At 71.4% G+C, this 14,447-nt stretch carries 9 protein-coding genes; 5 read left to right on the forward strand and 4 right to left on the reverse strand.

Going from position 1 to position 14,447, the window contains the following annotated elements; genetic code table 11:
- Positions 1-122: 122 nt before the first annotated feature.
- On the forward strand, positions 123-929 hold the full coding sequence (locus tag OG966_RS27330; RefSeq protein ID WP_326652522.1) for a hypothetical protein: 807 nt from the start codon (positions 123-125) through the stop codon (positions 927-929).
- 142 nt (positions 930-1,071) lie between these two features.
- Here OG966_RS27330 and OG966_RS27335 read toward each other — a convergent pair whose 3' ends face one another.
- Complete coding sequence (locus tag OG966_RS27335) at positions 1,072-1,254, reverse strand: DUF6104 family protein (RefSeq protein WP_003961784.1); 183 nt, start codon at positions 1,252-1,254, stop codon at positions 1,072-1,074.
- Positions 1,255-1,406: 152 nt separating this feature from the next.
- Between OG966_RS27335 and OG966_RS27340 the strand changes: the two genes are divergently transcribed.
- The 4 genes from OG966_RS27340 (at position 1,407) to OG966_RS27355 (ending at position 8,217) form a co-directional block, all read left to right on the forward strand.
- Positions 1,407-1,856: a CU044_2847 family protein gene (locus tag OG966_RS27340; protein WP_326652523.1), complete on the forward strand. Its 450-nt coding sequence runs from the start codon at positions 1,407-1,409 to the stop codon at positions 1,854-1,856.
- Positions 1,853-3,856 carry a VMAP-C domain-containing protein gene (locus tag OG966_RS27345; protein WP_326652524.1) on the forward strand — a complete coding sequence of 668 codons (2,004 nt, stop codon included), beginning with the start codon at positions 1,853-1,855 and terminating at the stop codon, positions 3,854-3,856. Before OG966_RS27340 ends, OG966_RS27345 begins: the two co-directional genes overlap by 4 nt.
- Positions 3,857-3,950: 94 nt before the next feature.
- Positions 3,951-4,952 carry an AAA family ATPase gene (locus OG966_RS27350; protein WP_326652525.1) on the forward strand — a complete coding sequence of 334 codons (1,002 nt, stop codon included), beginning with the start codon at positions 3,951-3,953 and terminating at the stop codon, positions 4,950-4,952.
- Positions 4,953-4,956: 4 nt separating this feature from the next.
- Entirely contained in the window at positions 4,957-8,217 is a 3,261-nt protein-coding gene (locus OG966_RS27355) for an SAV_2336 N-terminal domain-related protein (RefSeq protein WP_326652526.1), read from the forward strand.
- Between the two features lie 171 nt (positions 8,218-8,388).
- Here OG966_RS27355 and OG966_RS27360 read toward each other — a convergent pair whose 3' ends face one another.
- The 3 genes from OG966_RS27360 to OG966_RS27370 all read right to left on the reverse strand — a co-directional run bounded on the left by OG966_RS27360 (position 8,389) and on the right by OG966_RS27370 (position 14,367).
- Positions 8,389-12,213 carry a multifunctional oxoglutarate decarboxylase/oxoglutarate dehydrogenase thiamine pyrophosphate-binding subunit/dihydrolipoyllysine-residue succinyltransferase subunit gene (locus OG966_RS27360; protein WP_326652527.1) on the reverse strand — a complete coding sequence of 1,275 codons (3,825 nt, stop codon included), beginning with the start codon at positions 12,211-12,213 and terminating at the stop codon, positions 8,389-8,391.
- Between the two features lie 290 nt (positions 12,214-12,503).
- The gene (locus OG966_RS27365) at positions 12,504-13,571 is read right to left on the reverse strand and encodes a HAMP domain-containing sensor histidine kinase (protein ID WP_326655396.1); all 1,068 of its coding nucleotides are present in this window, start codon (positions 13,569-13,571) and stop codon (positions 12,504-12,506) included.
- A gap of 58 nt (positions 13,572-13,629) precedes the next feature.
- Positions 13,630-14,367, reverse strand: coding sequence for a response regulator transcription factor (locus OG966_RS27370; RefSeq protein ID WP_326652528.1), 738 nt, complete (start codon positions 14,365-14,367; stop codon positions 13,630-13,632).
- Between the last annotated feature and the right edge of the window lie 80 nt (positions 14,368-14,447).

Consider the following 14,447-nt stretch of genomic DNA (forward strand, 5'->3'; position numbering starts at 1 on the left):
TATCGCGGTTGCGCTGTGTCAAGCGACAAGGCGGCATCCCGGTGCGTAGGTGAGGTGTCATCGGGCGCCATGCGAGCCCCATTGAGCTTCATATGGGGGCAAATTGGCCTAGCGTATGGGCCATGGACGCGACATCCGTGGGAGCGCTGCTGCTGTGCCGGGCGGAACCTGACGCCGTACGGCAACCGGCCCATCTGTTGCGCGAACGGCAGCTCCTCGTCGCGGCCGGCGACGAGTGGAGCGTGCTGGTCCCGGAGGGCAAGCCGTGGCTGGACGGCGGCGAACCGGTGGACCGGGTACTGGCGGGCTGGGCCGCGGCGCTCGCGGTCGGTGCGAACTGGCCGGTGCTCGCGCTGTGGTGGGACGGCGACCGGGCCGGGTTCACGCTGGCGTCCGGATTCCGCCGGACGGTCGGGTACGTGTGGCTGGCGGACGGGACGCCGGTCGGCGAGGACGAGGCGATGCGGACGTTCGCGGCGCGGCTCGGCCTCGATCCGGTGCTGGACCTGCAGGCGCTGGAGTCGCTCACGCTGCCCGACCCGGGGGCGGACGCGCGGGCCCGGCTGCTGGGCCTGATCGCGGTCCTGGCCCGGTCGGGCCTGGCCCTGCCGACGGGACTCGGCCCCGGCGAACCGGCCGACCGGCTGCGGTCGGTCGCGCGTGCGCAGGGCGCGGAGACGGTGGAGTGGTCCGGCTGGCGCGATGCGGTACGGGCGGAACTGGACGCGGTGGAGGAGGGCCCGCTGGGCCCCTGGCTCCGTGGCCCGAAGGCCCGTGTCCTGGGCGCGGCCCAGCTGGCGGCGGGGGTACCGCTGGCGGTCTGGGGGCTGCGGCGGCGTAGCGGGGGGTGGGTGGTCGCGGGGGCGGTGCTGATGGGGCATGGGGTACTGGGGCTGGTGTACGACCGGATGCGGGGGCGTCGGGGGTAGTCCGGCGCGTGCGGCGGGCCTGTGCCCCACCCCGCCCCTTCCCGGACCGGGGCTCCGCCCCGGACCCCACTCCTGAGACCCCACTCCTCAGACGCCGGAGGGGCTGGAACTCAGCCTTTCCGGAAGCCGGGGCGCATCCCGGTTACTCGTCCTCGTCCTCGTCGTCCAGCCGCGCCAGCCACGTGGCCAGGCGCTCCACCGGGACCTCGAAGTCCGGGTTGAGGTCCACAAACGTACGAAGCTGTTCGGCGAGCCACTCGAAAGTGACCTCCTCCTCGCCGCGTCGCTTCTCCAGCTCCTCGATGCCGCGATCGGTGAAATACAAGACATGCTCCTGGTACTGACGGGGTCTACCCCCAGATTACGGCGACTTCCGACTCTCCCCTGCAACCGTGCAGGCCAGTAACGTCGTCGCCATTGCCGCAGAACCCAAATGCGTTGTCACAAGGGTGAGTTGGCCGTGGAGACGGGGGGACCGTGAACGGACGCGTCCAGCAGATCGAATTGCCCGGGGGAGCCGTTGTGCTCGCCCGGCTGTCCACGGCCGGCGCCGGCGGATACGGCGAGGACGACGAGGACGTCGGCTTCGTCGAGAACGTCACCGCCAAGGTCCAGCAGCTCGACCGGCTGATCACCGAGGTGGGCGCCTCCGTCCTCGAGGCCGCGGCCGCGGCCAGGCCGGACGAGGCCAGCGTCACCTTCGGCGTCGAGCTCACCGCCAAGTCCGGGGTCGCCCTCGCCGTACTCGCCGCGGGGGAGGCCAAAGCATCCGTCCAGGTCACCCTCACCTGGAAGCTGAAGGATCAGCCGGCCCAGGATCCCGCCCGGGACCCGGCCCGAGATCCCGCCCGGGACCCGGCCCAGGACCCCGCCCGGGACCCGGCGGTCCCGCACCCTGCCCCCGGCCCGGGTACCAGGACTCCATGAGCGATTCCGACTCCTTCATCGACGCCCTGACCCGCGCTGCAACCGTCCACCTCACGCCCGCGCGGCAAGGGCCGGACACCGTCACCATGTGGGGCAGCGGCTTCTTTGTGGCGCCCGGCTGGGTGCTGACCTGCGCGCACGTCCTCGCCCCCCATCTCAAGGGCGACCCGGCACGCGTCTTCCACCTCCGTGGCAGCGAAGTGAACGGCGGCGAGCCCCTCGAGGCGCAGCTCTCCTGCTGGCTGCTCGACGGAGAGCCGCGTGCCGAGCAGCGGGTACCCGTCGAGCAGGATCTCGCCCTGGTGCAGCTCGTCGAGCCCGACGTCGAGCACGAATGCGTCTGGCTCACCGACCGCACCGAGTACCCCGGCGGCCGCGGCATCGTCCAGGGCTACCGGCCCGAGCAGCAGGAGGACGGAGCCGCGAAGCGTGCCGTGCGGTGGAAGGCCACCGCCAGGATCAACGGATTCGACGACGACTACGGGATGCGATTCCGGCCAGAGGCGGAGTTCCCCAAGGGCGGCTCGGGCTCACCGGTCCTCGACGCCCATACCGGCGCCGTCGTCGGCGTCCTCAAGTCCCGGCGCGTCAGCAGGGACGGCGGCATGGCCATCGCCGCCACCGCCCTGCGCCGTTTCGGCCCCACGTATCAGCTCGTCATGGCCGCACACGACCGCTGGCACGGCCAGTCCCCGAAGGTCACCGGGCACAACTGGATCGAGCGCCAGGACCGGCTCCCGGGCGCCGGCGTGCACACCAGCGGCGAGCAGTGGGGCCCGGTCGACCGGCGCGAGGCACTGAGCCTGCTCGCCGGAGTACACCCGCCGGCCGGTATCCGCCCCGTCGCCGAGCTTGCCAAGAAGGCCCGCGGTGGCGTCGCCCCGCCGCCCGGGCAGCTGCTGCCGCGTATCTGGCGCGACGGACACGGCCTGCTGTACGAGGCGGGGCAGCCCGTCGCCGCCATCGCCGCGCTGCACTACCTCCAGCTGGTGGTGGAGTACGAGCGCAGCCGCGGCGCCGAAGCCGCGCCGCTCGCCGAATGGGTGGCCCGGCGGCTTCAGGAGGTGCCCCGGATAGTGCACACCGTGGTGACCCAGGCGACGCTGCCGCCCGGACTCGTGCACCCGCGCACCGCCGGCGGCCAGGACCGGATCGTCGTCCGCTATCCGCGGCCCGGCGACGGCTCAGCCGTTGTCATCGTCGAACTGGAGCCGGTCTGCGACGCCCGGCCCACCCGCTTCTACTGGCGGATCCGGGTCGACGACGGCCATGACGTCAACGAGCCGCTGCACGAGGAGCAGACGGGCGACGGCGTCCCGCCCGAGCAGCTCGTCCAGAAGCTGCGCGGCGCGCTGGACGAGGTCTTCGCCTCGGTCGATTCGCCCGGTGCCCCGGCCCCGCTCGAAGTCGCCCTGCCCGCGGACCATTTCGACACCGCCGTGCACCGCTGGCAGCTCACCGAGATGGCCCGGCTGCACCATCCGGCGTACGTCGGCGTACGACGGATGGTGGTGCTGCGTGACCTTGCGAGACGAGGAGAACCGGACACCGTTTGGCTGCGCCGCTGGGAGGGGATGCTGGCCGCCGAGGCGCTCACCGCCTGCCGGACTCCGCCGCAGCGCCAGGTCCCCCGGCCCCGCCACTTCGAGGAAATGCCGCCGTCCGCCGTACCCGTCCTGTGCCGGCCCGCAGGCAGGGGCGTCGGACGGAGAGCCATCGGCATGGCACTTCAGGCCGGACACGGCATCGCCCTCTGGCACACCGACGGCCATCCCGACCACGGTTGTACGGAGTTCTGCGAGGACGTGCACCAGGGCGCGGCCGTACTGCTCGCACAGACCGCGGGCGCGATTGAGCTTCCCGACCGGCTGCGCCGTATCCGGGACGACATCAGCGGATCGAGGAACAGCACACACTGGGCGGAGGGGGTGGCCATGCTTTACGACGACCCGAGCCGCCCGCTGCCGGCCGACGACAGCGCACCGGTGGACTCCCCATGAGGAGCCGCCGCCGAGCAGTGGGACGGCAGGGCGGTGGGTACGTAACCGACGTGGTCCGCCACGGGTCCCACCGACCGCCGACGAGGAGCGAGCGATGGACGACTGGCTGATCTACCGTGGCGTCGGCGCGCCGGATCCCGACCGGATCCGGCGACTTCCGCCGCCGCCGCCCTGGCGCGCCTTCTCGGGAGAGCCGCTGCCCGACCCGGCGCCGCCGATCGACACCTCGTCGACCCGGCGGCTCGGCGAGCGGGTCGAGGCCCCGCCCGCCCAGGACGCCGAAGCCCTCGAACTGATCAATGCGGCCCTGTACTTGAGGCGCCCGCTCCTCGTCACCGGTGAGCCGGGCTCCGGCAAGTCGACGCTCGCGCACTCCGTCGCGTACGAACTCGGCCTCGGCCGGGTGCTCCAGTGGCCCATCGTCAGCCGCACCGAGCTGAAGGACGGGCTGTACACCTACGACGCGATCGGCCGGCTCCAGGACGCCCAGCTCGCCGAGCGCCAGGCCGACGACATCGGCCGGTACATCAGGCTCGGGCCGCTGGGCACCGCGCTGCTGCCCGCCGAGCGGCCCCGCGTGCTGCTCATCGATGAGCTCGACAAGAGCGACATCGACCTGCCGAACGATCTGCTCAACGTGGTGGAGGAGGGGGAGTTCGCGCTCCCGGAGCTGGAACGGATGGCCGACCGGCCCGGTCAGGACGAGGTGCGGGTGCTCACCGACGACGGCCGCCGGGCGCCGGTGCGGGACGGCCGGGTGCGCTGTCACGCGTTCCCCTTCGTGGTGATGACCAGCAATGGCGAGCGTGACTTCCCGGCCCCGCTGCTGCGCCGCTGTATCCATCTGCATCTCGACCCGCCCCGGGACGAGCGGCTGGCCGCGATGGTCCAGGCGCACTTCGGCGCGGGGTCCGACGAGCGGAACCTCGATCTGATCGGCCAGTTCACCCGGGAGGACGGCGACGGCGAACTGCGCCCCACCGACCAGCTGCTGAATGCGATATTCCTCACGCAGCACGCGGTACGTGAGGAGCCGGGGCGGCGCGAGGAGATAGCCGAGCTGCTGATACGTCCTCTCGAGACCAGGCAGCGGTGACGAAGTGAAAGCCGCCCATCCGCTCCCCGGCGCGCTGACCGCGCTGGTCACGCGGTTGCGCGAGGCCGAACTGAAGCCGACTGCCGAGGAGTTGGCCGACGCCCTGTGGCTGTCCCGCTTTGTACCGGCGGCCGCTTCCCGCGACCCCGGCGCCGCGCCCGCCGGGCCCGCCGGACCGCAGCCGGTGAACCCGGCTCCCGTGGACGTCGCCAAGACGTCCGCGCCCTCGTCGTTCACGCCGGGCCCGGTGCCGCGCACCCGGATCGACCTGTTCGGGCCCGCGCAGTCGGGCGGCGCGGCCGGCGGCGTACCGGACGGAGGTCTGCGGAGGGTTCCCGTGCCGGCCGCCGCCGTACTCCCCGACGCGCTCGCACTGCAGCGCGCCCTGCGGCCGCTGCAGCGCTACCGGCCGCCCATGCGCCTGGTGCGCCGCGAGCTCGACGAGGTCGCGACGGCCGACCGGGCCGCCGACACCGGACTGGTGGTGCCGGTGCTTTCCGCGGTACGGCGGCGCGAGGCACGTCTCGCCCTCGTCATGGACGTCTCCTCGTCCAATGTCGTGTGGAAGAAGGCACTCGACGAGCTGCGGCAGGTATGCGAACGCGCCGGAGCCTTCCGCGAGATCGCCGTCCACCAGGTGCGCGAGGACGAGCCCGCCCCGGCCCAGCTCGGCGACCCCACAGGACGGCAGCTGACCCTGGTGCTCAGCGACTGCGCGGGCCCCATGTGGCGCAGCGGCCGGATGCAGCGGCTGCTGCACATCTGGGCGTCGACCGCGCCGGTCGCCGTGGTGCAGCCGCTGCCGCAGCACATGTGGCGGCGTACGCATCTGCCCGCACGGCCCGGACTGCTGCGGCGGCGGGAAGGACCCGCCGGACGGCTGGAGTTCAATCCGCAGTACGGCGGTGCCGAGGGAGGCATTCCGGTGCCCGTGCTCGCGCTGCGCCGCTCCTCCTTCGAGGCCTGGACGCAGCTGGTGGCCGGCGCCACCGGCCAGTCGCTGAACGCCGCGGCGGGCCTGGTCAGAAGCCGTCACGAGCCGGCCGTCGGCCGGGCCCGTACGGCATGGGACATCGACGCGGCCGAGCGGGTGCGGGCCTTTCGCAGGACCGCGTCACCGGCCGCCGCACAGCTCGCGGTCTATCTCTCTGCGGTGCCGCTCGTCCTTCCCGTGATGCAGCTCGTCCAGCGCGCGATGCTGGTCCGCAGCAGTCCCGATGTGCTGGCGGAGGTGCTGCTCAGCGGGCTGCTGCGACGCGACGACACGGGCCCGGCCGAGGACGACGGCGGCCCCTCCTACAGCTTCCTGGCCGGCGTACGCGAAGAGCTGCTCGGCCAACTGGGCGCGAGCAGCGCGGCGTTGGTGCTCAAGCACTGCTCCGAGTACGTCGAGACGCGCTACGGGCGTACGGTACGGAACTTCCCGGCCATGGCCGCGGCCTTTCTCGCCGGCTCGGTGGACCCGAGGCCCGTGGTCCTGAGCAGTCCGGACAGCCGCGGCCTTTCCGCCTTCGCGCAGGTGTCGGCACAGGTGCTGCGGAGGCTCGGCGCGGCCGAGCGGACCGCCCCACCCGGCCGTCCGCCGGGCGAGGGACCGGCCGGACTGGTGGCACAGGCGCGCGCCTGCCTGGCGCATTTCGGCGAGTACGGGACCGTACGCGACCTGGACGCGGCGATCCAGCTGCTCGGCTCGGCCACCCAGGCCGAACGGCGCACCACCGAACGGGCCGCGCTCTACGGGGAGCTGGCCGAGGCCCTGTTGCGGCGCTGGCTGGTGCGCCCGCTCCCGGAGGACCTGCGCGAGGCGCTCGACGCCGCCCAGAACGCGATCACCGGGAAGCCACAGGCGCATCTGACGCTGGCGCAGGTGCTGGAGGCGATGGCGGACGAGGTGGAGGCGGGCCGGCTCAGCCCCCAGCTGATACCGGAGTGGGTACGGGTACAGACTGCCGGGAAGGCCCATGACACGGGCCTGGTGGCGTCGGTACTGCTGTCGACCGCGGACACGAGTCTCACCGAGCTGACCGACACCACTCCACGGTCGGAAGGCGCGCGGCTGCTCGCTCGGACCGCCGCGGCGGCCAGGATCCGCGTGCTGCGGCGTCTTGCGGTGACCGGCGCACCGTACGCGCTGCGCGGCCCCGGCCGGCCCGAGGACTGGTTCACCGGCACTCTGCGGACCGCGCTCTCCGTCGTCCGTCTGCTGCTGGCCGACGAACACCGGGAGTCCGCGCTGCTCATCAGGGGCGGACTGCTGCTCGAACTGGCCCGCCACCACCGGGGCGAGGGCCCGGTGGCCAGGGACGCCGACGAGCAGGACCGGATCGCCGCCCGCGCCTTCGCCGACCGGGCCGACAACGATCTGCACGCCGGCATCGACGGACTCGACTGGGACGCCGTCCCGCAGGCGGAGCTCTGCCGCGCCTGGCTGGACTACGCCGACGCCATCGAGTTCGCCCACGAGGACCTGGACGACGACGACAGGCTGCGTATCCTGCAGGCCCTCGACCAGGCGCGCCGGCATGTGGGCAAGGACGAGGAGGCCGAGGCCGGCTGTCTGCTGCGGATGGCCCGCGTGCTGGAGCAGCGGTACGCGTCCACCGGCGGCTGGGTGCACCGCGACTCGGCGATCGCCGCCTGGACCTCAGCGCTGCCGCTGTTGCCTCCGGGCGATCCCCGCCGCGCCGTGATCCTCACCGCACTCGGCAGGCAGCTGGCCGAGCGCGGCGTGGACAAGGACTCGGCCGTCGATGTGCACGCGGCCGTACGGGCGCTGCGCGGCGCCATCGAGGAGACACCCGGCGGCGATCCGGAGCTGCCGCGTCGCAGGGCCCTGCTGGGCCATGCGTACATCGAGCGCTTCCGTGCCGAGGAAGCGGTCGCCGACCTCCACGAGGCGGACTGGGCCCTGGGCGCGACGGCCCGCGGCGCGGACGATCCCGAACTGGCGGCCTACGCCTGGTGGTACCGGGCGCTGGCATCCTCGCTCCTCGCCCAGCGCACCGCCTCGCCCCCCAGGCTCAGCGACGCCGCCGCCTACTTCCGCCGCGCCGCCGCCGAGCCGGGGACCGGCGGCCTGACCGAACGGGCCGTCACGGCCCAGTGGATGAGAGCCACCCGCCTGGAACGCACCGCGGGCCCCGAGCGCGCCCTGGAGGAACACCGGGCGGTGCTTCTCATGCTGGTCGCCGCGGACGCGGATGACCTGGAGGCGGCGGGCCTCGTACGCCAGGAGCTGTCCAGGCTCGGGGCCGCGGGCATCTGAGCGCGACGAGGTGAGCGCGACAGGCATCCGAGCGTGACAGGCACATGAGCGCGACAGGCCGGGTTCAGCTCGCGCCGGAGGGCCGGACAGACCGACCTCTCGTCAGGCCAAAGGGCCCGGCCCCGCGTCCAGCGCGCGGGGACGGGCCCTTGGTGACGTACAACCAACCGGTCAGGCCTCGAAGACCTCGTTGACCAGCTGCTGCTGCTCCGCCTGGTGGCGCTTGGCCGAGCCGACCGCCGGGGACGAACCGTGCGGGCGCGAGATGCGGCGCAGGCGTTCGCCGTGCGGGATGTCCGCGCCGACTGCCAGGTCCAGGTGATCGATCAGGTTGAGCGCGATGAACGGCCACGCACCCTGGTTCGCCGGCTCCTCCTGCGCCCACAGGTACTTCTCGGCGTTCGGGAACTTGGCGATCTCCGCCTGGAGCTCGGCACCCGGCAGCGGGTACAGGCGCTCGAGGCGGATGATCGCGGTGTCCGTGTTGCCGCGCTTGACCCGCTCGGCGTCCAGGTCGTAGTAGACCTTGCCGGTGCAGAAGACGACCTTGCGGACCGCACTCGGGTCCACCGAGTCGTCGCCGATCACCGGGCGGAAGCCGCCGGTGAGGAACTCCTCCGCCTTCGACGCCGCTGCCTTCAGACGCAGCATCGACTTCGGCGTGAAGACGATCAGCGGCTTGTGGTGCGGGTTGTGGACCTGCCAGCGCAGCAGGTGGAAGTAGTTCGACGGCAGGGTCGGCATGGCCACCGTCATGTTGTTCTGCGCGCACATCTGCAGGAAGCGCTCAGGACGGGCGGACGAGTGGTCCGGGCCCTGGCCCTCGTAGCCGTGCGGCAGCAGCAGGGTGACGCCGGAGGTCTGGCCCCACTTCTGCTCGGCCGAGGAGATGAACTCGTCGACGACGGTCTGCGCGCCGTTGACGAAGTCACCGAACTGCGCCTCCCACATGACCAGCGCGTCCGCGCGTGCCAGCGAGTAGCCGTACTCGAAGCCCATCGCCGCATACTCGCTCAGCAGCGAGTCGTAGACGTTGAAACGGGCCTGGTCCTCGGTGAGGTACTGCAGCGGGGTGTAGTCCTCGCCGGTCTCCTGGTCCACCAGCACCGCGTGGCGCTGGCCGAACGTGCCACGCCGGGTGTCCTGGCCGGACAGCCGGACCGGGGTGCCCTCCATCAGCAGCGAGCCGATGGCGAGCGTCTCGCCCATGCCCCAGTCGATCGTGCCGTCCTCCACCGATGCCGCACGGCGCTGCATCTGCGGCATCAGACGAGGGTGGACCGTGATCCGGTCGGGGATGTTGACCTGGGACTCGGCGATCCGCTTCACGACCTCCTGGGAGACCGCGGTGGTGACAGTCACCGGGAACTCGGCCTGAGCGTCCGGGACATGCGCCGGGGACGGCTGGCTGGTGGCCTCGCGGACCTCCGCGAAGACCTTCTCCAGCTGGCCCTGGAAGTCCTGGAGCGCCTGCTCCGCCTCTTCCAGCGTGATGTCGCCGCGACCGATCAGCGACTCGGTGTAGAGCTTGCGCACCGAGCGCTTCTTGTCGATCAGGTTGTACATCTGCGGGTTGGTGAACTGCGGGTTGTCGCCCTCGTTGTGACCGCGGCGGCGGTAGCAGATGAGGTCGATCACGACGTCCTTGTTGAACGTCTGGCGGAACTCGAAGGCGAGCCGCGCCACGCGGACCACGGCCTCCGGGTCGTCGCCGTTCACATGGAAGATCGGCGCCTCGATCATGCGGGCCACATCGGTCGCGTACATCGACGAACGCGAGGACTCCGGGGAGGCGGTGAAGCCGACCTGGTTGTTGATGACGATGTGGACCGTGCCGCCGGTGCGGTAGCCGCGCAGCTGGGACATGTTCAGCGTCTCGGCGACGACACCCTGGCCGGCGAAGGCCGCGTCACCGTGCAGGGCGACGGGCAGGACCGTGAAGTCCGTACCGCCCTTGTTGATGACGTCCTGCTTGGCGCGGGCGACACCCTCGAGCACCGGGTCGACGGCCTCGAGGTGGGAGGGGTTGGCGACCAGCGAGACCTTGATCTGCTCGCCGTCCAGCCCCGTGAAGGTGCCGTTGGCGCCCAGGTGGTACTTCACGTCGCCGGAGCCGTGCATCGACTTCGGGTCGAGGTTGCCCTCGAACTCCCGGAAGATCTGCGCGTACGACTTGCCGACGATGTTCGCGAGGACGTTCAGCCGGCCGCGGTGGGCCATGCCGATGACGACCTCGTCCAGGCGCGACTCGGCGGCCGAGTCGATGACCGCGTCGAGCAGCGGGATGACGGACTCGCCGCCCTCGAGCGAGAACCGCTTCTGACCGACGTACTTGGTCTGCAGGAAGGTCTCGAAGGCCTCGGCGGCGTTGAGGCGACGCAGGATCCGCAGCTGCTCCTCGCGCTCGGGCTTGGTGTGCCCGCGCTCGACCCGGTCCTGGATCCACTTGCGCTGCTTCGGGTCCTGGATGTGCATGAACTCGATGCCGGTGGTGCGGCAGTACGAGTCGCGCAGCACGCCCAGCACGTCACGCAGCTTCATCAGGGACTTGCCGGAGAAGCCGCCGACGGCGAACTCGCGCTCCAGGTCCCACAGCGTGAGGCCGTGCTCGGTGATGTCCAGGTCGGGGTGCTTGCGCTGGCGGTACTCCAGCGGGTCGGTGTCGGCCATGACATGGCCGCGGACCCGGTAGGAGTGGATCAGCTCGAAGACACGCGCCGCCTTGGTGACGTCGTCGTCGTGCGAGGCGTCGATGTCCCTGAGCCAGCGGACCGGCTCGTAGGGGATGCGCAGCGCCTCGAAGATCTCGTCGTAGAAGCCGTGCTCACCGAGCAGCAGGTTCGCGACGATACGGAGGAACTCGCCCGACGCGGCACCCTGGATGACGCGGTGGTCGTACGTCGAGGTGAGGGTCATCACCTTCGAGATGCCCAGCTTGTTCAGGGTGTCCTGCGAGGTGCCCTGGAACTCGGCCGGGTAGTCCATCGAGCCGACGCCCATGATGACCGACTGGCCGGGCATCAGACGCGGGACCGAGTGGACGGTGCCGAGGCCGCCCGGGTTGGTGAGGGAGACAGTCACGCCCGTGAAGTCGTCCATCGTGAGCTTGTTGTTGCGGGCGCGGCGGACGATGTCCTCGTACGCCTGCCAGAACTCGAAGAAGTTGAGGGTGTCGGCCTTCCTGATGCCGGCGACGACCAGCTGGCGGTCGCCGTTCGGCTTCACCAGGTCGATGGCCAGACCGAAGTTCACATGGTCCGGCTTGACCAGGGTCGGCTTGCCGTCCTTCTCCGTGAAGGAGTAGTTCATCGACGGCATGGCCTTGATGGCCTGCACCATCGCGAAGCCGATGAGGTGGGTGAAGGAGACCTTCCCGCCCCGGGCGCGCTTGAGGTGGTTGTTGATGACGATGCGGTTGTCGAACAGCAGCTTCACCGGGACGGCGCGGACGGACGTGGCCGTCGGCATATCCAGCGAGGCGTTCATGTTCTTGGCGACCGCGGCGGACGGGCCGCGCAGCGTCACGTACTCGGGCCCGGCCGGGGCCTCGGTGGCCGGGGCAGCGGCGGCCTCGGCCGGCTTGGCGGCGGCCGGGGCGGGCTTCGCGGGCGCCGGAGCGGCGGCCGCGGGCTTCTCCGGGGCGGCGGGCGCGGCTGCGGCAGGGGCCGGAGCGGCGGGTGCCGGTGCCGGGGCCGCCGGTGCCGGGGCTGCCGGCTTCGTGGCCGGGGCGGGCGACGGCGCGGCCTGCGGCGTGGTCACCGCAGCCCCCGCGGCTGCGGCACCCTCGGGCTTGTCCGCCGTGCCGGAGGTGGTACCCGGCTTGTAGTCGGCGAAGAAGTCCCACCAGGCACGGTCGACCGAATTGGGGTCCTGGAGGTACTGCTGGTAGATCTCGTCGACGAGCCACTCATTGGGCCCGAACGCGGCGGCAGGGTTCTTACCCTGCCCGCCTTGGTCGGTCGAGATGCTCGAGTTACTGGGGGACTGAGACGACACGGCGGTAACCGCCCTCTTCCGCTTCACAAGGTGATGGACAGCGGAAATAAAGGCTACGCCTCCCTGGCCGAGAGGTGCAGGCGGGGCGGGCCATCGTCGCGCAAGTCACACCGAAGGGCGGGTTTCGGGGCTGTGAATGGCGGGAAACAAGCACAGTTCCGCTTCGCCACGGGTATGCCACACCGCGGCTGCGACCCGTAGGCCCGCACCCCGGACGACGTTCTGGCCCGTTATTGGCCACGCCCTCACTCCGTACACGCAGAATGCGTGCTTCCGGTTCGAACCCTACGTCAACCGCGTGCCGCCCGGATGCCCGGGAGGGTGACCTGGATCCGGCAGCCCCGGGAGGATTCGGCCACCCCGATGCGCCCGCCGTGCAGATCCACCGCCCAGCGCGCGATCGCGAGGCCCAGGCCCGTACCGCCGTCGCTGCCCGGTCCATGAGGTGAGATGACGCTGCCGCGGTTGAAGCGCTCGAAGACCCGGTGGCGCTCCGGCTCCGGGATGCCGGGGCCCTCGTCGAGCACTTCCAGGTCGAGGGACTCCGGCCGGGGGCCGCGCCTGGCCCGTACGGTCACGCGGCCGTGCGGCGGGGAGTGCTTGACGGCGTTGTCGATCAGATTGGCCACCACCTGGTGCAGCCGCTCGGCGTCCGCGTGCGCGGTCAGCTCGGGCGGTGACACATCCAGATGCAGATGCACGTCCGTACGCGTGTGGTTGCCCGACCCGGAGGTGAGACTCCGCTGGGCGGCGGCCAGACTGGCCTCCTTCAGCACACCGGAGAGGTACGGCCAGACCTCGAAGCGGCGGGCCCGCAGCGTGACGACGCCGTTGTCGAGCCGGGACAGGTCGAGGAGTGTCTCCACCAGGCGGCCCAGGCGCTCTATCTGTTTGAGCGCGGTGCGCATGGTCTCCGGGTCGGCGGCCGACACGCCGTCCACGACGTTCTCGAGCACGGCGCGCAGCGCGGCGATCGGCGTGCGCAGCTCGTGAGAGACATTCGCGACCAGCTCCTTGCGGTGCTGGTCCACGGCCTCCAGATCGTCGGCCATGCGATTGATGGTGGAGGCCAGGTCGCCGAGCTCGTCACGGCGGTCGGCACCGCTCACCCGGCGGGTGAAGTCGCCGTGCGATATGCCCTTGGCGACGGTGTTCATCTCATCCAGCGGCGCGGTCAGGCTGTGCGCCACGAACTGGGTGATCAGAAGGGTCGCTATCACCGAGAACACCGTGATGAAACGGATCTCGGTCTGGGTGCGCAGGGCGACCACCAGCAGACCGGTGGTGATGAAGACCGAGACGACGACGAGGGTCCCGAGCTTGGTCTTGATCGAGATCGAGATGGAATCGGAGCCCATCCGGCTCCGGCGGCCGCGCAGCCCGTTCCAGGGCCGCAGCCGTCTCATGGCCGCCGCCTCATGGTGCCGGCGTCTCCAGTGCGTAGCCGACGCCGTGGACGGTACGGATCCGCTCCGCGCCGATCTTGCGGCGCAGGGCCTTGATGTGGCTGTCGACGGTCCGGGTGCCCGAGGCGTCGGCCCAGTCCCACACCTCCGCGAGCAGCTGCTCGCGGGAGAGGACCGCGCGCGGCGTGTTCGCCAGGCAGACCAGCAGGTCGAACTCGGTGGGTGTGAGATGTACGTCCTCGCCGCGCACCCGGACCCGGCGCTGGGCGTGGTCGATCTCCAGCTCGCCGAGGCGGAGGATCCCGCTGCGCGGTGTCACCGCGGCGAGCGCGGCGCGCTCCACCCGGCGCAGCAGCACATGCACCCTCGCCGCGAGCTCCCGCATCGAGAACGGCTTGGTCATGTAGTCGTCCGCGCCGACACCGAGGCCGACCAGCATGTCGGTCTCGTCGTCGCGCGCCGTGAGCATCAGCACCGGGACGGGACGCGTCGACTGGACCCGGCGGCAGACCTCGAGGCCGTCGAAGCCCGGCAGCATCACATCGAGAACCATCAGATCGGGTTGCCAGGCCTCGGCCGCGTCGACGGCGGCAGGGCCGTCCACGGCCGTCTGCACCAGAAAGCCCTCTGCCCGTAGACGCGCGGCGATGGCGTCGACGATCGTCGCGTCGTCCTCGACGACCAGCACCCGGCGCTGGGCGCCGGGTGTGGCCGCGACGCCGTTGTGCGTGGTGTGTGTCTGCTCCATCGCCCCGCCCCTGTACGCGTTCTCGCGAGCTGCATCCTGATGCGGATGCCGAATTAGATGCCGTGTGTAGGTCAGCAGCG

It is taken from the genome of Streptomyces sp. NBC_01750, from assembly GCF_035918095.1.
Lineage (GTDB): Bacteria > Actinomycetota > Actinomycetes > Streptomycetales > Streptomycetaceae > Streptomyces.